Origin of the sequence: Brevundimonas sp. SPF441, assembly GCF_009661015.1 — a bacterium.
Taxonomy (GTDB): Bacteria; Pseudomonadota; Alphaproteobacteria; order Caulobacterales; family Caulobacteraceae; genus Brevundimonas; species Brevundimonas vesicularis.
The window spans coordinates 1-20,718 of record NZ_WJWX01000034.1 but is presented as its reverse complement, the minus strand read 5'-3'; the positions used below and the strand labels follow the sequence as shown (position 1 = coordinate 20,718).

Annotated in this window: 18 protein-coding genes and 1 pseudogene; 9 read left to right on the top strand and 10 right to left on the bottom strand. The window is 67.5% G+C overall.

The annotated features are described in order from the left end of the window. Together GGC30_RS14985 and GGC30_RS14980 are read left to right on the top strand one after the other, a co-directional pair. The gene (locus GGC30_RS14985) at positions 1-891 is read left to right on the top strand and encodes a hypothetical protein (protein ID WP_153925773.1); all 891 of its coding nucleotides are present in this window, start codon (positions 1-3) and stop codon (positions 889-891) included. Positions 892-1,026: 135 nt separating this feature from the next. Further along, a complete protein-coding gene (locus GGC30_RS14980; RefSeq protein ID WP_153925771.1) occupies positions 1,027-1,995 on the top strand; it encodes an alpha/beta hydrolase in 969 nt (322 codons plus the stop codon). Here the strand turns inward: GGC30_RS14980 and GGC30_RS14975 are convergent. After that, positions 1,992-4,862, bottom strand: coding sequence for a PAS domain S-box protein (locus GGC30_RS14975; protein ID WP_228763770.1), 2,871 nt, complete (start codon positions 4,860-4,862; stop codon positions 1,992-1,994). The two genes, GGC30_RS14980 and GGC30_RS14975, sit on opposite strands and share 4 nt — an antisense overlap. Before the next feature lie 1,220 nt (positions 4,863-6,082). On the opposite strand from GGC30_RS14975, the gene GGC30_RS14970 reads away from it, so the two are divergent. From GGC30_RS14970 to GGC30_RS14960, 3 genes are all read left to right on the top strand, one after another. Continuing rightward, positions 6,083-7,123, top strand: a complete 1,041-nt coding sequence (locus tag GGC30_RS14970; protein WP_153925769.1) for an ABC transporter substrate-binding protein — start codon at positions 6,083-6,085, stop codon at positions 7,121-7,123. 95 nt (positions 7,124-7,218) lie between these two features. After that, positions 7,219-8,094 (top strand): hypothetical protein, encoded by an 876-nt coding sequence (locus GGC30_RS14965; RefSeq protein ID WP_153925767.1) that lies wholly within the window; start codon positions 7,219-7,221, stop codon positions 8,092-8,094. Then, positions 8,091-9,206 carry a DUF2336 domain-containing protein gene (locus GGC30_RS14960; RefSeq protein ID WP_153925765.1) on the top strand — a complete coding sequence of 372 codons (1,116 nt, stop codon included), beginning with the start codon at positions 8,091-8,093 and terminating at the stop codon, positions 9,204-9,206. The genes GGC30_RS14965 and GGC30_RS14960 overlap by 4 nt, the downstream gene beginning before the upstream one ends. 118 nt (positions 9,207-9,324) lie before the next feature. Here GGC30_RS14960 and GGC30_RS14955 read toward each other — a convergent pair whose 3' ends face one another. The 7 genes from GGC30_RS14955 to GGC30_RS14925 all read right to left on the bottom strand — a co-directional run bounded on the left by GGC30_RS14955 (position 9,325) and on the right by GGC30_RS14925 (position 14,604). Beyond that, positions 9,325-9,759, bottom strand: coding sequence for a MucR family transcriptional regulator (locus tag GGC30_RS14955; RefSeq protein WP_055753018.1), 435 nt, complete (start codon positions 9,757-9,759; stop codon positions 9,325-9,327). 150 nt (positions 9,760-9,909) lie between these two features. Beyond that, entirely contained in the window at positions 9,910-11,127 is a 1,218-nt protein-coding gene (locus GGC30_RS14950) for a DUF2336 domain-containing protein (RefSeq protein ID WP_153925763.1), read from the bottom strand. A gap of 43 nt (positions 11,128-11,170) precedes the next feature. Continuing rightward, positions 11,171-11,428, bottom strand: a complete 258-nt coding sequence (locus tag GGC30_RS14945; protein ID WP_055803604.1) for a zinc ribbon domain-containing protein — start codon at positions 11,426-11,428, stop codon at positions 11,171-11,173. Between the two features lie 2 nt (positions 11,429-11,430). Further along, positions 11,431-12,078, bottom strand: a complete 648-nt coding sequence (locus tag GGC30_RS14940) for an OmpA family protein (protein ID WP_153925761.1) — start codon at positions 12,076-12,078, stop codon at positions 11,431-11,433. Next, positions 12,075-12,653 (bottom strand): hypothetical protein, encoded by a 579-nt coding sequence (locus GGC30_RS14935; protein ID WP_153925759.1) that lies wholly within the window; start codon positions 12,651-12,653, stop codon positions 12,075-12,077. The genes GGC30_RS14940 and GGC30_RS14935 overlap by 4 nt, the downstream gene beginning before the upstream one ends. Before the next feature lie 102 nt (positions 12,654-12,755). Next, a complete protein-coding gene (gene cysK / locus GGC30_RS14930; RefSeq protein WP_153925757.1) occupies positions 12,756-13,736 on the bottom strand; it encodes a cysteine synthase A in 981 nt (326 codons plus the stop codon). A gap of 106 nt (positions 13,737-13,842) precedes the next feature. Then, positions 13,843-14,604, bottom strand: coding sequence for a LytTR family DNA-binding domain-containing protein (locus GGC30_RS14925; protein WP_194943614.1), 762 nt, complete (start codon positions 14,602-14,604; stop codon positions 13,843-13,845). A gap of 136 nt (positions 14,605-14,740) precedes the next feature. Between GGC30_RS14925 and GGC30_RS14920 the strand changes: the two genes are divergently transcribed. Both GGC30_RS14920 and GGC30_RS14915 read left to right on the top strand, forming a co-directional pair. Then, entirely contained in the window at positions 14,741-15,730 is a 990-nt protein-coding gene (locus tag GGC30_RS14920; protein ID WP_153925753.1) for a dienelactone hydrolase, read from the top strand. Between the two features lie 154 nt (positions 15,731-15,884). Then, positions 15,885-17,174 (top strand): sensor histidine kinase, encoded by a 1,290-nt coding sequence (locus GGC30_RS14915; protein ID WP_228763769.1) that lies wholly within the window; start codon positions 15,885-15,887, stop codon positions 17,172-17,174. On the opposite strand, the gene GGC30_RS14910 is transcribed toward GGC30_RS14915, so the two are convergent. Beyond that, on the bottom strand, positions 17,171-17,653 hold the full coding sequence (locus GGC30_RS14910) for an Lrp/AsnC family transcriptional regulator (protein WP_153925751.1): 483 nt from the start codon (positions 17,651-17,653) through the stop codon (positions 17,171-17,173). The genes GGC30_RS14915 and GGC30_RS14910 overlap by 4 nt on opposite strands. Before the next feature lie 84 nt (positions 17,654-17,737). Between GGC30_RS14910 and GGC30_RS14905 the strand changes: the two genes are divergently transcribed. Beyond that, positions 17,738-18,646 (top strand): DMT family transporter, encoded by a 909-nt coding sequence (locus GGC30_RS14905; RefSeq protein WP_055803585.1) that lies wholly within the window; start codon positions 17,738-17,740, stop codon positions 18,644-18,646. Here the strand turns inward: GGC30_RS14905 and GGC30_RS14900 are convergent. Continuing rightward, entirely contained in the window at positions 18,643-20,145 is a 1,503-nt protein-coding gene (locus GGC30_RS14900; RefSeq protein ID WP_228763767.1) for a PAS domain-containing methyl-accepting chemotaxis protein, read from the bottom strand. The genes GGC30_RS14905 and GGC30_RS14900 overlap by 4 nt on opposite strands. Before the next feature lie 203 nt (positions 20,146-20,348). On the opposite strand from GGC30_RS14900, the pseudogene fliI reads away from it, so the two are divergent. Beyond that, positions 20,349-20,718 (top strand): annotated as a pseudogene (fliI, locus tag GGC30_RS14895) (flagellum-specific ATP synthase FliI); the annotation flags it as partial.

Genomic DNA, 20,718 nt, shown 5'->3' with positions numbered 1-20,718 from the left:
ATGTTTGTTTTGCAATCGTTTTGGATGGGCGCCGCGACGGCCTTCCTCGCCCTTCAGGCGACTTCGGAGCCGATGGCCGTTCCTGTCGCAACCCTGCTGCCGCAGCTGACTCTGGAGGACTGCGCTGCGGCCTCGAGGCAGCAGGTCTCTGTTTATCGCACCCTGACGACCTCGGATGGCGCGGACGTCAAACTGACCTACGCCCCCGCTCACGAGCAGTGCAGTATCGAGCTGGATGCAACCGGACTCGCCGCCATCCCCGCCCTCCTGAACACCTTGTCTGAAGAGGGATGGGAACGACTTCCGACCGCAGAATCGCAATGGGCTGTTGTGAACGCCATGTGGCGCAAGAGTGACCGCCTCATCGAGGTCAGTCGTTGGCGAGATATGCCGGATGAAGACTCGTCGGGCTCCATTTTTGTGATGTCCACGGGCGGTCCAGCCGGTCAAATGGGTCTTTCCCAGCGACAAAGGCAGCTGCGGCCTCTCTCTGAAGCGTTGATCCTGACCGTCTTTGATCTATGCCCACGACTGATGCGAGGGCGTGAAGCCGACTATGCGGAGGTGATGCGCATAGAACCAGAAGCAATCCTTATTCAGGAAGTCTTGGCCGATCCAACCCAGGGCACGATAGACGTGCGAGGCGGCGACGAGTGCAGCATCCTCGTCAACGGACCCGCCACGCCCGACGCCATCGAATCCTTCGCCACGTCTGCGCAGGCGCATGGTTTAAAACGTGACCCCACAGGCGCGCTACGCGGCGGCGACATTGAGATCCAAACTGAAGCGCGAGAACCGATCCCGCTCAACTGGCCGTCATGGGCCAGCTCAGATTATGCGAGCGTGTCCATTTCGGTCCGGTCAGCCCACAATCAAGACGCACGACAATAGGCCGTTCTGGGCAGGCTAAGCGTCTCCCGACCCCGCCCCCCTAAACGCCAAGGAGACGATGTCACCCTAGGGTTTAAGCGAAGGGTGACAGTCTGCCCTCTTGAAACCAAAGCCGCCGCTGCACACTCAAGCTTCATGACCCTGCGCAGCCATCTCGTCGAATTCGCCCCGCCCCAGCAGGCGGCGGTGCGGCGGATCAACGCCGTCCTGGCCCGCGCGCCGCGTCTGCGCACCGACGGCTGGCGGATCGATGCGGGCCAGCGGCTGTCGCTGTGGCTGGACGCCGCCGCCGGGCGGATCACCACGCCGCGCCTCAAAAAGCGCGGCGTCACGGTCGAGATCATCCAGACGGACGGCGACCACCCCGTTCCCTTGCGCATCCTGCATCCGACGGGCACGCCCCGCGCCGTCATCCTGGATATCCACGGCGGCGGCTGGGTGCTGGGCAGCGCCGGGCTGAACGACCGGCTGAACGCTCATCTGGCCCACCACGGCTTCTGCGTCGTCTCGGTGGATTATCGCCTGCTGTCCGAGCGGCGTCAGATCTATATCGACGCTGCCATCGCCGACTGTCTGGCCGCCGCCTATTGGACCGTGACCAACGTCGACCGGCTGGGCGCCTCGACCCTGTTTCTGGCGGGCGAATCCGCCGGCGGGCATTTGGCCGCCCTGACCGCCGTCGCCCTGCGCGACCAGGGGCTGATTGATTTGGTGAAGGGCTGCGTCTTCACCTACGGCGTCTTCGACCTGTCGGCTACCGAAAGCGTCCGCTCTGCGGGACCAGAGACCCTGCTGTTCAACGGCCCGACGATGCAGGCCGATCTGGCGCGCCTGGCGCCGGATCGCGACGAGGCGGCCTTGCGCCAGCCCGACGTCTCGCCCCTGTATGCCGACCTTACCGGCCTGCCGCCCGCCCTGTTCCTCGCCGGCGAACAGGACCCTCTTTTCGAAGACAGTCTGTTGATGGCCACGCGCTGGGGCGAGGCTTCGGACGCCGACCTGATCCGCGTGCCCGAGACCCCGCACGGCTTCCTGCATTTCGGCGGCCCGGCCGCGCGCGGCGCGCGCAAGGCGATCCGCACCTGGCTCAACGCCCGGCTCTAGCTCGCCTCGATCAATTCGCGGATCCGGCTGCCCAGCGCCTCCATGGCGAAGGGCTTGGTCATGACGTGCATGCCGGGATCCAGGTGCCCGTTGCCGACCACCGCATTCTCGGCATAGCCGGTGATGAACAGCACCTTCAGGTCCGGCCGATCAATCCGCGCCGCATCCGCCATCTGACGCCCGTTCATCCCGCCCGGCAGACCCACGTCGGTGACCAACAGGTCGATCCGCGCGCCCGATTGCAGCAGCTTCAGCCCCGCCACGCCGTCGGACGCCTCGATGCACTGATAGCCCAGCTCATGCAGGATTTCGGCGACCAGCATCCGCACCGTCGGCTCGTCGTCCACGACCATGACCGTCTCGCCGGCCTGGGCGCGAGGGGCCTGTTCGACCTCGGGGATCAGATCGGCGTCGTCCACCTCGCCGAAGTGGCGCGGCAGATAAAGGCAGATCATCGCCCCCTCGCCCGCCTCGGAATAGATTCGCACCTGTCCCCCCGACTGGCGCACGAAGCCATAGATCATCGACAGGCCCAGGCCCGTCCCCTCGCCCAGCGGCTTGGTGGTGAAGAAGGGCTCGAACGCGCGCGCCGCCACCTCGGGCGCCATGCCCGTGCCGGTGTCGCTGACGCAGATGGAGACATATTGGCCCGGCTCCAGATCCTGGGCCTTGGCCGTGCGCGCGTCGATCCAGCGGTTGCCGGTCTCGATCGTCAGACGCCCCCCGCTCGGCATGGCGTCGCGCGCATTGATGCACAGGTTCAACACCGCGTTTTCCAGCTGGTGCGCGTCGATCAGCACGGGCCACAGGCCGGCGCCGGCGACCACCTCGACCTCAATGCCCGGCCCTGTCGTGCGCCGCACCAGATCCTCCATCCCGCGGATCAGGCGGTTGGGATCGGTCGGCTTGGGATCCAGGGTCTGACGCCGCGAGAAGGCCAGCAGCCGGTGCGTCAGGGCCGCCGCGCGTTTCGCCGCCCCCTGCGCCGCCACCGTGAACCGCTCGACCTCGGCATGACGCCCCTGCGCGATCCGGTTGGTGATCAGTTCCAGGCTGCCGCTGATGCCCGCGAGCAGGTTGTTGAAGTCGTGGGCGATGCCGCCGGTCAGCTGTCCGACCGCCTCCATCTTCTGGCTCTGGCGCAGCGCCTCCTCGGCCTGCATCAGGGCGCTGGTGCGCTCGGCGACCTGTTCTTCCAGCGTCTCGTTGAACCGCGCCAGTTCGGCCGACTGGCGGCGCAGGTCCTCGATGTCGGTGTTGGACCCGACCCAGCGCAGGATCCGCCCCTCTTCGTCGTGGACGGGCTCGGCCCGAACCATGAAGGTGCGATAGACGCCGTCGTGGCGGCGGATGCGGAACTCGTTCTCATAGACCTGGCCGCTGGCCAGGGCCTGGACCCATCGCTCGGACGCCCAGTCCAGGTCGTCCGGGTGAACGACCTTGCCCCACCCGGTCGTGCCGTCCAACGCGCCCTCTGCAAGGCCGGAGTAGGCATAGACCTGGGGGTTGAACCAATACAGCGACCCGTCCGCCCAGCTGGCCCAGATCTGGATCGGCGTGGCCTGGGCGAAGACCCGGAACTGGGCCTCGCTGTCGCGCAGGGCCGCCTCGCTTCGGGCGCGCTCGGTCGCCGTGCGAACCCGTTCGGCCACCTCGCGCATCAGGCGCAGGTCGCTGTCGGTATAGTGACGCGCCGTCGCATGGTTGACGAACACCATCGCCACGACCCGCCCCTGTTCCATCAGCGGCATGTTGACGAACGACCCGGCGCTGATGGCCCTCAGGGCCTCGGCCGTATCAGCCGTGCGCGGATCGAGGGCGACGTCGTCGATCGCCACCGTCTCGCCGCGCTTGATGTCCTCGATATAGGACCCGTAGTCGCGGAACGACAGGACGCCGGCGATGCTGTTCACCCCCGGCTGGTTGAAGTCGCGCGCGATGGTGATGGTCTCGGCGCCGGTGTCCACCGTGCCGTATCCGGCCCGGCTGACGCCCATGGTGCGGGCCAGAACCTGGGCCGAGGCCTGGGCGATGTCGCCGGCGTCGGTCAGGTCGCGGATCGCGTCGTTCAGCTCCAGCAGCGCGTTCTGACGCGTCTCGCTCTGTTTTCGCTCGGTGATGTTGTTGAACAGGATGGCGACCTGCCAGGCGCCCGGCTGGCCGATCCTCAGCGCCTGCACGTCATACCAGCGACCGAAGATGTCGGCGGGGTTTTCGAACCTGACCGGCTCGCCCGTCCGCGCCACCCCGCCGTACAGGTCGAACCAGTGCTGCTCCAGCCCGGGCGCGATCTCGCTGACCCATTTGCCGTAAGGGTCGACCAGGCCGGTCATCTCTTCGAAGGCCTTGTTGCCCTCGACGATCCTGTAATCGACCGGTCGATCGGCCGCGTCGAACTTCATCTCGATGACGCAGAAGCCTGTCGCCATCGCCGCGAACAGGGCGCCGTATCGCGCTTCGCTCAACGCCAGCGCCTGGTCCGCCCGGTGGCGATCCGACACGTCCATCCCCTGGATGAACACGCCCCAGACCCGACCGTCCTCCTTCAGCGGCTGGAAGACGAAATCGACGTAACGGTCCACGATCTTGCCGCCCGGCTCGGCCTGAACGGCGTACAGGGCGCTGTCGGCCCGGTGCGCCTCGCCGCTGCGGTAAACTTGGTCCAGCAGATCCAGATAGCCTTGCGCCACCGCATCGGTCAGCACCTCGCCCACCGTGCGCCCGATCACCTCGCGGTGGCCGATCACCTTCTGGTAGTTGGGATTGGTCAGCTCGAACCGGTGTTCCGGCCCCGTGACCAGCGCCATGAACCCCGGCGCATGGGCGAACATCTGGGCCAGCTGGCTGCGATTGATACCGATAGACAAGGCGTGGTCAGAGCCGGTGTTGGACAACGAATTCCCCCAAGGACTTTTGTCCGTTGATCACAGAACCCAAAGCGCGCCGCACGGTTGCAGCGCAATGTGTCCGACGCCGGACATAGCGCTCTATCGCCGCGTTTCTGTGGACAAGACAAGACGCTGATCCGCAATCGCGAATTTGATCCGTCCACCGATGTTCACAGGCTTGTCCACCGCCGCCGGGCCAATCGTGCACACTGGGGCGAGTTCGGGCGCTTGCCTCGTAGCCGGTTTCGTCCGAACGTCAACAGGCCAAGGGACACGGGGCAGCGGAAATCCAGGGAGACCTGGACCTCCAGCGAACCGGCCCGGCTCTCCGACCCGGCGCTTCGGGCGATCTTCGGATCGTAACGTGCGACAGGCGGGATCCAGGCTCCAGTCTTCGACGGTCTTCGGATCGACGGCAGACAGGAGAACCGGATCGGGATCGACGGACGACGCGGACGCAATGCCGTGGGACGCCGAAGACCAGGAGCGCGACAGGATACAGCCGACCGCCCTTTCGGGTTCGCCTGAAACGACGCTGACGCCAAGGTCCAGACCCGAACGGCCAAGTCCAACCCGGACTTGGCGAGGGGACGAAGCTGACGGGTCCGCCCGCACGCTTCGTCCCCTCGCTCAATTGGGGCGCCGATTTCACTTCAACCGCCGCCCGATTTTCTGATTAGTCGAAGGCCCCACGACGACCACATCGACTGGCATCAGTCCGTCACCCAACCAGCCCCCTCCGCGATGCCGTGCTGAAGCTCTGCATCAGCGATCTGACTACATTGTCGGGCGGACGCGCTTATTCTCTCACGATTGGCATCCCAAAGGCCGCTATCCGCGAGCTTCTGACCCCACCCCGGCGATCCGGCTACCAGCCCTCCGATGTAGTAGGCCTGATGCCTTACAGCGACGCGTGTCGGCCCAAAGGATACAGCGCGGGTATACGCAACGAAGCAGTCAATGTCGCGGGAGCAAGTAGAATATTCGACGCCTTGGCTGCATGCGCTTAGCGAAACCGACGTCGCGGCAGCAGCAAACATCATCTTCCTCACGACTGGCTCCCTGAACGTTCTTTACGGTCGTATCTGGTGCTCGCCGTTCAATGAAGGGCTTGTCGCTGTTCACAACGATTGATCGCAGGGCATGGCAAGCTGACGCTCCGCCTTCCCAAGGCCCCTATCGCCCCGTAAGTCAGGGGCATGAGCTTGTTGGGGAATCGCCTGCTGACCCGTCGCCGTGCGCTGATCGCGGGCGGGGCGGCTGTGGCGGCGGGGGCGATCGGGCTTCGGGCCTGCGGGCGGGCCGAGGCGCCGGTCGACGAACAGGGCCGCGTGCGCCTGCGTTTCGCCACCGACTGGCGCGCCCAGGCCGAACAGGGCGGCTTCTATCAGGCGCTCGCCAGCGGGGCCTATGAGAAGCGCGGGCTGAACGTCCAGATCGTACAGGGCGGCCCCGGCGTGAACGTGCCGCAACTGCTGGCCTCGGGCGCGGTCGAGCTGGGCATGGGCTCCAACAGCTTCATCCCCCTGAACCTGGTCGCATCCGGCGCGCCGGTGAAGGCGGTCGCCGCCTTCTTCCAGAAGGATCCGCAGGTCCTGATGGCCCATCCGGATGAGGCGCTAGAGACCATCGCCGATCTGGCCGGCCGACCCTTCCTGCTGTCCGAGGCCGGGATCAGCACCTTCTGGGTCTGGCTGAAGGCTAAATACGGCTTTACCGACGAGCAGCTGCGCCCCTTCGCCTATGACCCCGCCGCCTTCATCGCCAATGCGCGGGCGGTGCAGCAGGGCTATCTGACCAGCGATCCCTACGCCATCGAACAGGCCGCCGATTTCGACCCGCGAGTCTTCCTGCTGGCCGACGAGGGCTATCCCTCCTACGCCGCCATGGTCCTGGCCCCCAACGCCTTCGCCCGCGACAATGCGGCGGCGCTGCGCAGCTTCATCGCCGCCTCGGCGGAAGGGTGGCGCGACTATATCCGGGGCGACGCCTCGGCCGCCGACGCCCTGATCCGCAAGGACAACCCGGACATGACCCAGGCTGTGCTGGATCAGGCCCGCGAACGCCTGCGCGACTACGCCATCGTCGATGGCGGCGACGCGGCGCTTTACGGCCTGGGCGCCCTGACCGAGGAACGCTGGCAGGCCTTCTTCGACGTGACCTCGAAAGCCGGGGTTTACGAGGCCGGTCTGAACTGGCGCGACGCGTTCACCGACAACTATCTGCCCGGTCGCGGCTGACACGCGGTCGTTGTCGAATCCTGGCTTCACATTAGCGCGGGATTAAGGGTCCGAGCCCTAGTGTGTGCGCTGGAATTCCTCTCCGGAGAGCCGCCGTGCGCCGCGCCCTCGCAGTTTCGATCGTCCTGACCGCCGTCAATCTGGCGGCCGGCGCCGCCGTGGCGCAACAGGCGCCGACCAACGCGTCGGGTCTGCGCTACCTGTCCTGGCCCGGCAAGCCGGCGGTCGCCGCGCGCGCAACCCCGACGCCCGCCGTCATCCAGGCCGAGGCGCCCGCCCCGACCGTGACCGCCGCCAACCGCACCCTGCCCGGCGCCATTCCCCTGGCCCGCCTTTCGCCCGCCCCCTCAATCACGGCTCCGCGCAGCAACGGGCTGACGCCCGCCAGCGCCTGGATGCCCCAGCGCGCGCCGATGCAGGCCGAGCCCGCGCAGACCCCACCCGTAGAGGCCGCACCGGCGCAGGCGACGCGCGTCGCGCCCTCGCCCTATGTTCCGGAGCCGCAGCCTTCCGCGCCTCAGCCTCAGCCTGAACCTCAGATGCGGGCCGAGCCGGCCCCCGCTCCGCAACAGGCCGCGCAGGCCGAGCCGCAGCCCGCGCCCCAGCCAGCGCAGGCGGCCGTCGCCGACCCGATGGCCCCGCGCCGCGACGCCCCCATCTATCGTCTGCAACGGCCCCAGGCCGGCGCGCCGCTGGACGCCGCCGCCGTCGCCGCCAGCGGTCAGGCCACCCAGACGCCCGTCGCCGGCGACAACAGCGCCCGCTACTATTCGGTCCACCGCCAGGCCGGCCGTCACCCCGACGCCATCCCTGCGCCGCAGCAGACCTACCTCGACGCCATGCCTGTCCAGATGGCCCAGACGCCGCAATCCAGCGACCTAGCCCAGCCGGACGGTCCGCCTGCCCTGATCCGCAACGCCAACGGCGCCCTGCGCGCCGTGCCACAGACTGAAGCCGACAACCTGCCATGAACGATCGCGCCGTGATCGAACCTGCCGAGATCAAGGGCTCGCGCCTGCCCGAACTCATCGCCCTGGCCAGCGAGGAGTCCAGCGAAAAGCGTCGTCTGCTGCTGCGCGAACTGACGGCCCACTTCTTCGGCGCGCCTGCGCCCAACGCCAATGAAACCGCGCTCTACGGCACGGTTCTGGCCAAGTTGTCGGCCGAGATGGAGGTCGCGGTCCGCGCCGAACTGGCCGCCCGTTTCGCCCAGGCCCCCAACGCCCCCCACAGCCTGATCCGCCGTTTCGCCGACGACGAGATCGAGGTCGCCGAACAGGTTTTGCGCGCCTCCACCGTCCTGACCGACGAGGATTTGATCCAGGTTGTGCGCAAGCGCAGCCAGGGCCATCTGCGCGCCGTCTCAGGCCGCGCGACGGTGTCCGAGGCGGTTTCCGACGTCATCGTCGAGCACGGGGACGACGACACTCTGAATACTCTGCTGCGCAACGACGGCGCCCAGCTGTCGCGGGCCGCATCCGAAACCGCCATCGAGCGCGCCAAGGCCAACCCGGCCCTGCATGCCGCCACCGTCGAGCGCCAGAGCCTGCCCGCCGACCTGCTGAACGAGATGTATTTCGTCGTTGAGGCCCGGCTGCGTCACCAGATCCTGGAACAGAACGCGCGCATGGACCCGGCCCTGCTGGAGGCGGCGCTGGCCGCAGGCCGCGCCCGGGTCGCCACCGACGACGGCGCCCTGCCGGCCGACTATGCCGAGAACCTGGCCTATATCGACGAGCTTCAGGCCGCCGGCCAGCTGACGCCGCAGACCCTGATCCGCTTCCTGCGCTCGAACGGTCGCACGCCCTTCCTGATCGCCCTGTCCAAGCTGGCCGACATCGACTTCCACACCGCGCGCGGCATCGTCGAGCGCAAGGACCTGGACGCCCTGTCGGTGGTCTGCAAGGCGGCCGACATGGACCGCGCCGTCTATCTGACCTACGCCGTCGCCGTCCTGGGCGCCGAGGATAACCCGATGGGTAAGGCCGCCGCCTATGGCCGCATGTACGGCGAACTGACCCGCGACGCGGCCCTGCGCACCCTGCGCTTCTGGCGCATGCGTCGGACCGCCCAGGCGGCATAACGCCTCACTGACCTCTCCCTCCCCCGCAAGAGGAGGGGGAAGTATCTTGAGACGTCGCCGCAACAAAAACGCCCGCCTCCTGATGGAAGCGGGCGTCTCCAGACCGAAAAACCTCGGCTTATTTCTTCGCGCGGGTTCCGGCGGCGCGGGCGGGCTTCCGGCCGCCCTGGCCCAGGCCCATCGACTTGGCCAGTTCCGAACGCGCCTTGGCGTAGTTCGGGGCGACCATGGGATAGTCTTTCGGCAGACCCCATTTGGCGCGGTATTCTTCGGGGCTCATGTCGTATTTGGTGCGCAGGTGGCGCTTCAACGACTTGAACTTGCGGCCGTCTTCCAGGCAGATCAGGAAATCCGGCGCGATCGACTTGCGGATCGGCACCGCCGGTTCCTTGGGTTCAGGTTCGGCCTCGACCGGACCGTTCGACACACCCGATAGGGCGGCGTGAATATTGGCGATAAGCGCAGGCAGGGCCTCTGCCGAGACCGAGTTATTGCCGACATAGGCCGACACGATGTCTGCGGTCATCTCCAGCAGTTCGGGCTTATCTTCCATTATCGGCTTCGCTTTCCTGATTTATTGAGTTCGGCTGATTCTCCAACCGAACGACCCCAATAGCGTCATAGGGTTGTTTCGCCGCGAAAGCAAACACGCGTATAAGCGGTGCGATATGCACGTCTATGCATTCGACTTTAGTGATCAGACCTATCGACCGAAGTCTTCGGCCAGCACCATCATCGCCGCCCGCTCCGGCACCGAATATTCATCGACGGCGTCATCCTCACCGTCGCGAATGGCGCGCAACAGCGTGGGCGTCAGGGCCGAAGACAAAGACCAGTTCCAGTAACGCAGCACCGTCTGGGCGCGATCGACGGCCAGCATTTCATAGGTGATCTGCACACGCTCCCAGTCGGGATGGATCTTGCCGTCCGCCGTCGTCTCGGGCCGCCGCATCGAGCGCCACAGATTGGTCAGATCGACGCGCGACATCCCCGTCGCCTTGCACAGGATCGCCAGCGGCTCCCCGCCCGGATCGCCCAGAAGCTTGGCCCCCGTCAGCGGCTTGATCCCCGCCAGGAAGGCGATCTCGGACGCCGTCTCGCGCGTCAGGCCATCGCTGGCGGCGACCATGACGGCGTGTTCCAGATTGTCGAACGGGCTCTTTTCGATGGCGGCGCGATTGCGCTGGCGGCGCTCGATGAACTGAAGCGCCTTGCGCGCGACGGGATCGGACCAGCTTTCGTCATTGGCGATGGCGAAGACATCTTCGGACGCCTCCTGCATGACTTCGCGCGACACGGCGAACCGTTGCAGGATGGTGCGGCGATCCTCGGGCGCGCACCACCAGAACATGACATAGGCGCCTGACGGCCTCAGCTCGGGCCGCTTCAGCAAGGAGCTGCACAGGCTCGGCGACTGGCGGCTCAGGCCCACCACCGTCTCGATGCCCAGCTGCGACAGGCGCGCGGTCGTGTTGCGCAGCACCGCCTCGATCACCTCCATCTCGCCGAAGGAGAACAGGGTCTCGGTCACGATTTCCGACAGGCCCCGGCGCACGGCCAACAGCATCCGGTGTTCGAAACTGGCGTCGCGCGCAAAGCCGACGATGTCCGCATCGCTCAGCGAAGCGCATTGTTCGATCAGCAGGCCGGCGATATCCGGATCGTCGCGCAACAGGATGCGCGCCACGCTGTTGGGCAGTTCGGCCAGCGGCGCCAGACGCGCGGCCACGCGCTTGCGCTCATCGTGAGAGGCCAGCCGCAGCATCTCGACCAGCAGGTCGCCCGTCACCGCCCGCTCGAAGGCGTTGATCCGGCTGGCGGGCAGGGACACGACGTCGGCCAGACGCTTCAGCAGCGCCCGGCGCGCACGCAGCGGCGGCGGCGTCGCCTCTTCCCCGATCATGGCTGCCAGATCGCCCATCCCCCCACCTTAGAAGCGAGCGGTTAACCGGGCGTGAGCCGGATCAGCTCTTGTTGACCACCACCACGATGGCCAGGATCACGAAGGCGATGACCGCCAGCACCCGCGCGATCCACGGCGCGGCGACGAAGACGCCCAGAACGGTTATCCCGCTCTTGACCGCATCGGGTCGTGTCAGGGCCTCCTTGAATGTGCCCGACGGCCGCGCCGCGTCGCCCGCGATCGGATGGCCGCAGTTGGGACAGGCGACCGCCGCCTCAGACACCTGACGCCCGCAGGCGGGGCAAGGGATCAAGGCCATGCTCAGCCTCCCGCGCGTGGCGTGATGCGGATCTCGACGCGGCGGTTCTTCTGACGCCCGTCGGGATCGTCCGAGCCGTCCGGCTTGACGTTGGGGGCAACGGGCCTCCGCTCGCCAAAGCCCTCGGCGCCCAAGGTGCGCCCGGCCTCGCGTTGCAGCCGCGCCGCCACCGCCCGCGCGCGGCGCAGCGACAGGCCCTCGTTATAGGCGTCGTCGCCCTTGGCGTCGGTATGGCCGCCGATGCTGACCTGGGCCTGCGGATAGCTTTTCAGCAGTTCCGCCGCCCGCGTCAGGGCCGGCTCGGCGTCCGCCCGGATCGTCGCCTTGTCGAAGTCGAACAGAACATCGGCCGGCAGGTCGATCACGATCACCCCGTCGGTGCGCCGCGCCTTCAGCTCGCTCAGCAGGCTGCGGGTCGTCTCGACCCGTTCGGGCGCGACCTCGGACGAGACGAACACGCTTTCCAGCGCGCTGTCCGGCCCCGACTTGGCGAAGGTGGACCGGGGCGCGGCCATGTCTTTCTCGAAGGTGGAACGCAGGCCGATGGCGCTGCCGCTCATCAGCCGCACCGTCAGGGCCGAGGCGACGCAGGGCGTCAGTCCCGCGGCCAACAGCGCCGCCGCCATGGCGGGCGCGTGTCGTCCCGTCATCCGGCCGCTCCGCTCGTCGGGTTCTGGGCGGCCTGGGCGGTCAGCGGAATAGTCATGCGCAGGAACGGACCGATGATGCTGTCCGACGTCGAGCCTTCGTTAAATACGACCGAAATCTGGTTCACCCCGGCCGGCACCGCGCCCATGAAGACCAAGCGGCCGTTCATGGTGTCGCCCTTGACGACGTTCATGTTCGGATTGCCCTCGGGCGGCTTCAGACGCAGCTTCTGGCCGTTGGGCAGTTCGATATAGGTGGCGTTGGTCGCCATCTGCACATTGTTCGTCATGTCGCTGGCGAACGAGATGCTGACGTCCAGGATGGTCGCGTCCTCGGCCAGATCGACGTTCTTGACCCTAACCGTAGCGCCCACCTCGGTCACGCCCTGCACATCCACCGGCACATTGCGGATCTGGCGCGGCTGGGCGGTGACGGGGGTGTTGGCGGCGGCTGCGGCCTGTTGCTCGGGCGACATCGACGGATCGACCGCCGCCTGGTCGTCATTGTTGGAACAGGCGGCGAGCGCCAGGGCCGAGACCCCTGCGACGGCGATCAGGCGAAGGACGGCGACAGGCATAAAACGCTCCGGCGTTGTTGATCCGCCGCGCGCCGTCCCTCATCCCAAGCGGAGCCGCACGCGCGTCCGATATCGAACACGCGAACGGCCTAAAGGCTCCGCTTAAAGCCCTTCGAAAAGCGCGGTCGAAAGATAGCGTTCTGCGAAGGACGGGATAATCACCACGATGGTCTTGCCCGCATTCTCCTCGCGCGCGGCGATGCGGAAGGCGGCGGTCAGGGCCGCGCCCGAGCTGATGCCGACGGGGATGCCCTCGACCCGAGCGGCCTTTCTGGCCATGTCGAAACTGTCGTCGTTGGACACCTGCTCGACCCCATCGACCACCGACGGATCGTAGATGGCGGGCACGAAGCCGGCCCCGATACCCTGGATCTTGTGCGGGCCGGGCGCGCCGCCGGACAGTACTGGAGAGGCCTCGGGCTCGACGGCGATGAACTGCACCGACGCCTTCTTGGCCTTCAGCGCCTGGCCCACGCCCGAGATGGTGCCGCCGGTGCCGACGCCGGCGACCACGATGTCCACCGCCCCGGCCGTGTCGTTCCAGATTTCCTCGGCCGTCGTGACGCGGTGAATGGCGGGGTTGGCCAGGTTCTCGAACTGCGACGGGCTGATGGAGTTCGGCGTGGTCTCCAGCAGTTCCTGCGCCCGCGCGATCGCGCCCTTCATCCCCTTTTCGGCCGGCGTCAGCTCCAGCCGCGCGCCCAGCAGGGCCAGCATCTTGCGCCGCTCGATCGACATGCTTTCGGGCATGCAAAGCGTCAGCTTCAGCCCCTTGGCCGCCGCCACGAAGGCCAGGGCGATGCCGGTGTTGCCGCTGGTCGGCTCGATCAGCACCGTGTCCTGATCGATCTTGCCCGCCTCCTGCAGCGCCTCGACCATGGCCACGCCGATCCGGTCCTTGACCGAGGCGATGGGGTTGAAGAACTCCAGCTTGGCCAGCACCGTCGCCTTGGTATCGTACTCCGCCGACAGACGCGGCAGACGCACGATCGGGGTGTCGCCGATGGTGTCGATGATCGAGTCATAGACCTTGCCCCGGCCCTTCTTCAGGTGGCGGGACGCGTCATAGCTGAAGTCGGTCATGAAAAAGGTCTCCGTGAATCTGTGGCCCGCAACAGATAAGGCCTCGCCGTCCCACGCAAGGGGTGACGCGCGATGATTTCTGCGAACGACCGTCAGAACCCCTGACCTAGAGCCAGCCGGCGGCCCGCAGGTTGGCAACCCGCGCGCGCGACACCGGCGCCGTCAATCCGCCGGTCAGGGCCAGGCGCAGGTTACGGCCGTCCTCGACGACCCCGACGATGGCCGCGCGCGCCACCCACCACGAGCGATGGGTCTGAAGCCCCTCGACGCCCTTCGACGCCGAGACGGCCTGCGACAGCGACATCAGAACAAGCTGCGACCCCCGCGTCGTATGCACGCGTACATAATGGTCTTCCATTTGCAGGCAGATCAGGTCACGACCCAACCCCGTGGGCAGGGTGCGCGCAAAGCCCGGATCGCCTTCACCTGCTCGCGTCGCCGCATCGGACGTCCGCATCCGCAACAGGGCGTAGAGCGCCACATAGACGGCCCCGATCAGCAGGGCCTGTCCATACCATTCGACCCAGCCGACACGTTGGCGAATGCCGGGCCACAGGATCACGGCGATGATCCGGCTGATCAAGGCGGTCGGCCCGCTTGCGACGACGATCAGCATGGGCAGCCAGAACCGCATGGACACGCGTCTGCGGCGCATCCTGGGCCAGGCCCAGCGGATCGCAGCGCCGAACACCGCGCCGCTGATCACCAGAACCGCCGTCCAATAGCCGATCCGCACCGCCAGCCCGTCGTTGAAGAAGCTGCCGAAGGGACCGACCGCGCCCAGCACCACCCCCGTCACGGCACAGGCCGCCAGATCGACGGCCCAGGCGCGCGGCGTATTCAGTCTGTCAGCGGCGTTCTGCGTCATCGTCCCTTCCCTCGTCAGCCCACTATCGTCGAACCCTTCGCCCGTCCACGCACCCGTTCGCCCATTGGCGAAATGCGGCTGGCGCTCGCTCGGTCTTGTCCCGAACAGCGGGTCGTCTCGACCAGAGGAAACCGACATGACCCATCGCTCGCCGCCCCAAAACCTGACCGCCGGCCTCAGCCTGGCCCTGATCCTTCTGGCCGGCGCCGCATCGCCCGTGCAGGCGACCGCGCCACAAGCCCAAGGCCCGGCGCGCGCCCAGACCGATCCGCAGGCGCCCGATCAGGTCTTCACCTTTTTCGGTGGACCGGACGGCGCGGTGGAGGCCGGGGTCTGGCTGCCGGCGCGTCCGGCCGATGGTCGGCCCGCGCCCCTGATCGTCATCTCGCACGGCAACGGCGGCGGCTTGCGCAGCCATGCCGACACCGCCAGAGCCCTGGCCGACGCCGGCTTCGTGGTCGCCGCCCTGACCCATCCCGGCGACAACTATCGCGACATGAGCCGCTCCACCCAACTGACCAATCGCGCGCCCCAGCTCAGCCGCCTGATCGACTACATGACCGGCGACTGGTCCGCGCGGCCGGGCGGCGTCGCCATCGATCCGAACCGCATCGGCGCCTTTGGCTTCTCGGCGGGCGGCTTCACGGTCACCTCGGCCATTGGCGGGGTCTCGGACGCGGCGGCCATCGGCGACCATTGCGAGGCCCATCCCGGTTTCTTCGCCTGCCGCCTGCTGGACGCGATGGGGATCGACCCATCGACCTGGCGTCCGCGTGCGAAGGACGACCGGATCAAGGCCGCCGTCATCGCCGCCCCGGCACTGGGTTTCTCCTTCACGTCCGACAGCCTCGCCGCCGTGCGCATTCCGGTTCAGCTGTGGCAGGCGGGCGCCGACCACATTCTGCCCGCGCCCTACAACGTCGAGCCGATCCGCGACCGGCTAGGCGCCACGCCGGAGTACCACCGCGTCGAAGGCGCAGGTCATTACGACTTCCTGCCGCCCTGCTCGCCGGCCCTGGCGGCCGAGGCGCCGCAGATCTGCACGCCGACGCCACACTTCGACCGCGCTGATTTTCACAAGGATCTCAATCGCGAGATTGTCCTGTTTTTCCAGCGAACGCTTTAGCGCCGCAGGGACCGGACTGGCGCGAAACGGATACGGATGACCATGGCTCTTGCCGCCCCACGCAAGGGGTGACGCGCGATGATTTCTGCGCAAACCTTTCAGAGCGGCTATGTCAGCCTATATGTCGCCGTCGCGCGAACCGAGATTTCCGTCCTTGCCCCATACCCGCCCGCCCTCCGACCCCGGCCTGACCCCGGAGATCGCCGAACTGGTCGCCGAGGTGTGGGCCGACACGGCCTCCCAGACCCAGATCCAGATGGACGATCCCGTCGCGCCTAAGGTCGAGGATGCGCCGACGCCCGAGACCCGTACCATCGCCGACGAGTTGCGCTATCGCCTGAAGCAGCAGTCGCTGCTGGCGCGTTTCGGCGAGGTGGCCCTGCGCGAACGCGATCGTCAGGCCCTGCTCGACGCCGCCTGCGTGGTCTGCGCCGACGGCCTGGAGACGCCACTGTCCAAGGTGCTGATCCACAATGAAAGCCGTGACCGGCTGGTCCTGGTCGCCGGCGTGGGCTGGAGCGGCGAGGTCGAGGGTCACGCCTCGCTGGGCGTCGAGCTGGATTCGCCTGCCGGCTACGCCTTCCAGACCGGCAAGCCGCTGATCTCCAACCATCTGGAGAACGAACAGCGCTTCCACACGCCCAAACTTCTGGCCGACCACGGCGTGCGGCGCGCCATCAACGTCCTGATCCGGCCCGAGCTGGACGGAGACCCCTGGGGCGTGCTGGAGGTCGACAGCCCCGACGAGGGTCAGTTCGACGCCCGCGACGCCCTGTTCCTGGACGCCTTCGCCGCCGTCGTCGGCGCCGCCATCGCCCGCCAGCAGACCGAGCAGCGGCTTCTGGCCGCCATCGAACATCAGGCCCTGCTGACGCGAGAGGTCAGTCACCGGGTCAAGAACAGCCTGTCGTTGGTCTCCAGCCTGCTGTCGATGCAGGCGCGCGGCGCGGCCTCCGACGAGGTGCGCGCCGCCCTGGCCACGGCCGGGTCGCGCATCCAGGCCATCAGCGAAGTCCACGACCAGCTGTGGCGCGGCGCCGACGTCCAGACCGTGATCCTGTCCGACTTCCTGTGCCAGCTGTGCGAGGCCATCGACGCCGGCAGCGACCGCCATGTCGTCACCTGCGAGGCGTCCGATGCGCCGCTGGGCGCCGACATCGCCATCCCGCTCGGTTTGATCGTCAACGAGCTGGTCACCAACGCCATCAAATACGCCTATGGCCCCGAGGGCGGCGGCGTCTCGGTCACCGGCCGCATCGCCGACGGACGCCTGACCGTCACCGTGGCGGACCAGGGCAAGGGCTTCGACCTGATCGCGGCCCGCAGCGACCGCAGCCTGGGCATGCGCGTAATCGACAGCCTGGTGCGCCAGATCGGCGGCACGATCGAGAACCAAACCCAGGGCGTCGGCGCGATCCTGGTGGTCGAGGCCCCGGCGACCTAGCGCTCCAGCACCGCGCGCCCCGGGTCGAAGCCGACGACCTCGCGGATCACGATCATGCTCTTGAAGCCGCGCACGCCCTTTTCGGGGATCAGTTCGCGGATGCCGAAGGCCTCGTAGTCCTGCATGGAGCGGACGGCGACGGTCAGCAGATAGTCGGTTTCACCCGTCACGTCCCAGCAGCCCTGCACCTCGGGGCTGGCCTTCATGGCGCGCTGGAAGGCGTCCATCACCTTGCGGTCCTGGGTGTTCATCTCGACCTGGACATGCAGGACGATGCGCGGTTCGACCCGGGCGGGATCAATGACGGCGACGTCGGCGGCGATGACGCCCTCGGCCCGCAGGCGACGCAGGCGGCGCAGGACGGCGGATTCCGATAGACCCACCGCCTCGGCCGTCACCCGCGCCGGCTCCAGATTGTTGCGCCGGACCCGCATCAGCAGCTTATGGTCGAAATCATCAAGCGTGACGAAATTCGTCATTACAGGGCCTCCAGTGACGATTTCCGTCGCATTCAAGCGGAAAATCGCCGGGAAGCGCAAGCGGCGTTACGCTAGCTTTACGCCATGACGTCGCTGGCTTTGAAAACCCATCTGAACTCGCCGCTGGCGGCGCGGCTGATCCCCTATCTGGCGCTGTTTGCGGGCATGGTGACGCTGGCGTGCGGCACCTCCTTCGCCAAGACGCTGTTTCCGGTGATCGGGGCGGAGGGGACCTCGGCCTATCGCGTCGGGATTTCGGCCGTTCTGCTGGTCGCCGTGTTCCGGCCCTGGCGGTTCCGCCTGACCCGCGCGGACCTGGGCGCCATCGCCCTGTATGGCGTCGTGCTGGGGGCGATGAACCTCAGCTTCTACATGGCCCTGCGCACCATTCCGCTGGGTCTGGCCATCGCCATCGAGTTCATGGGGCCCCTGACCCTGGCCCTGATCCATTCGCGCAAGCCCATCCATTTCGCCTGCATCGGTCTGGCGGTCGTGGGGCTGGGCCTGCTGTTGCCGATCAAGGCCGGGGCCGGCGCTCTGGATCCCGTCGGCATGGCGCTGGCGGCCTTCGCCGGCCTGTGCTGGGCGCTGTATATCGTCTTCGGCAAGCGGCTGTCGCACCTGCACGCCGGTCAGTCGGTGGCGCTGGGCATGAGCGTCGCCGCCATGGTCGTCGTCCCGTTCGGCGTGGCCCATGCGGGCGCCGCCCTGCTGAACCCCGCCATCATCCTGGCGGGCGTGGCGGTGGCGATCTTCTCCAGCGCCCTGCCCTATTCGCTGGAAATGGTCGCCTTGCGCAGCATCCCCAAACGCACCTTCGGCGTGGTGCTCAGCGCCGAGCCGGCCGTCGGCGCCCTGGCCGGGCTTGTGATCCTGCACGAGCATCTGACCGGCCAGCAGTGGCTCGCCATCGCCGCCATCGTCGCCGCTTCGGTCGGCGCCATCGCGACGACGCGGGAGGCGAAAATCGAGCTGGAGCCGAGCGCGCCCTAGAACTCTTCCCAGCCCGCGTTCGATGCCGCCGCCGCCGCCGCCGCGCCGCCGCTGGCGAAGGCCCGGATGCGGGCGCGTTCGCGGGCCAGGGGGACGGGGGCGGCGGCCTGCGACAGGTCATGGATGCGGGCCTGAGCCGACGCTTCGCCCGTCTCGAAGCGTTCGACCAGCAGGGCCAGCTGTTCGGTTTCGGACTTCAGGCTCATGGCGGCGGCGGTCGTCTCCTCGACCATGGCCGCGTTCTGCTGGGTCACCTGGTCCATCTGGTTGACGGCCGTATTGACCTGGCTCAGGCCCGTCGCCTGTTCCTGGGCCGAGGCGGCGATCTCGCTGACCAGGGCGTCCATCTCCGCCACCTTGACCGCAATCGCCGACAGGGCCGCGCCGGTCTCGTCGACCAGCTTGACCCCTTGCGCCACCTCTTGGCCCGAGGTGGTGATCAGGGTCTTGATCTCCTTCGCGGCTTCCGCCGAGCGCTGCGCCAGCGCCCGCACTTCGGAGGCGACGACGGCGAAGCCGCGTCCCGCCTCTCCCGCCCGCGCCGCCTCGACCCCGGCGTTCAGGGCCAAGAGATTGGTCTGGAAGGCGATCTCGTCGATCACGCCGATGATGTCGCTGATCTGGGTCGAGCTGCGCTTGATGCCGTCCATGGCCGCGATCGCCTGGCGCACGACCTCGCCCGACCGATCCGCCTCGGCGCGCGCGCCCAGGGCGGCAGCCGAAGCCTGTTTGGCGCCGTCTGCGCTGCGCTTCACCGTGGCGGTGATCTGGTCCAGCGCCGCGGCCGTTTCTTCCAGACTGGCGGCCTGCTGTTCGGTGCGGCGCGACAGGTCGTCGGACGCGCTGGAGATTTCGCCCACCCCGCCCCGCAGACCCGACACGGCCCGCAGCGCCTGGCCCATCGTCTGGCGCAGGCTTTCGACTGCGGCATTATAATCGTCGCGCACCCGCACATGGTCGCCCTTCACCGGCGCATCAATCCGCGCGGTCAGGTCGCCGGCCGACAGCTTGTTCAGCACCCCCGCCAGAGCGTCGACCAGCAGGGTCTGGGCGCTTTCCGCCTCGACCCGTTCGGCCTCGCGGCGCGCGGCTTCCTGCTCGTCGGCGGTGATGTCAATCGCCAGTTTGATCACCTTCACCGGCCGCCCGTCGGGGCCGAACACCGGATTGTAGGAGGCCTGCAGCCACACCTCGCGCCCGCCCTTGGCCAGCCGCCGGAACTTGCGCGCCAGGAACTGACCGGCGTTCAGCTCGCGCCAAAAGGCGGCGTAGTCGGGCGAAGCCGCCTCGGCCGGGTCCATAAAGGTCCTGTGGTGGGCGCCCCGGATCTCGTCCAGACTATAGCCCATCGTGGTCAGAAGGTTCTGGTTGGCGTCGATGATGGTGCCGTCCAGGTTGAACTCGATCACGGCCTGCGACCGGCCGATGGCGGCCATCTTGCCGTCCAGATCGATCAGCCGATCCTGCATGTCCGATGACTTCGGTTTACGCGCGAACATAGGTTGCAACCTCTTCGCTATCGGCCGGCCCCCGCCCGCCTCGGTTGCAAGATTAGCCCTCTAATTAGTTGAAAAATCGTTGCCCGCTTGAGTTGCAACCGAGACGCAATAATCGCTGTCTTATCCCCCGCCTTCCAGCAGCGCTTCATCGGTCGTTAACCACGTTGCCGCATCTGTTGAGGCCTGTTCCTGGGGTCTGATTTTTGCGCAATCTCGTCGCCGCCGTCGAAGCGATCGATCCGCTGGTCGTGACCGGCAAGGTCGCGGGCGTGTCGGGCCTGCTGATCGAGTCGCGCGGCGGCCTTTCACGCCTCGCCGTCGGCGCCCGGGCCGAGATCGGACGGCGCGGCCACGATCCCCTGCCGGCCGAGGTGGTCGGTTTCCGCGATTCCAAGGCCCTTCTGATGCCCTTCGGTCCGGTGGAGGGCGTGGCCCCCGGCGCCGACATCCGCATCATCGACCAGGCCGCCAGCGTGCGCCCGACCACCGCTTGGCTGGGCCGCATCATCGACGCCTTCGGCCAGCCGATCGACGGCAAGGGACCGCTGCCGCAAGGCCCCGCCCCCTACCCCT